This is a genomic window from Xenorhabdus entomophaga, assembly GCF_037996725.1.
Lineage (GTDB): Bacteria > Pseudomonadota > Gammaproteobacteria > Enterobacterales > Enterobacteriaceae > Xenorhabdus > Xenorhabdus khoisanae.
Window position 1 is genome coordinate 1 of record NZ_JBBMXH010000404.1, and the last position, 322, is coordinate 322.

Genomic DNA, 322 nt, shown 5'->3' on the forward strand with positions numbered 1-322 from the left:
GGCAGACAGCGAAGGCGGGGCGGAAGTTTATTCGGCCGCCACCACCCGTGATCAGGCGCGCATTGTGTTTGAGGATGCGAAAAACATGATCAAGCAGGCCAGACCCACGTTAGGTCGCCTGTTTGAGTTTAATAAGCTGACCATTTATCAGGAGCAATCCGCGTCCAAGTTTGAGCCGCTGTCCAGTGATGCTAACAATCTGGATGGTCTCAATATCCATTGCGGTATTGTTGATGAGCTGCACGCCCATAAAACCCGTGATGTGTGGGATGTACTGGAAACGGCCACGGGGGCGCGTTTGCAGTCGTTGTTGTTTGGCATT

1 protein-coding gene is annotated in these 322 nt (G+C 52.8%); it reads left to right on the forward strand.

Annotated elements, in window-relative coordinates; genetic code table 11:
• On the forward strand, positions 1-322 hold a 322-nt coding region (locus AAC854_RS24800; RefSeq protein ID WP_340619172.1), incomplete at both ends, for a terminase large subunit domain-containing protein.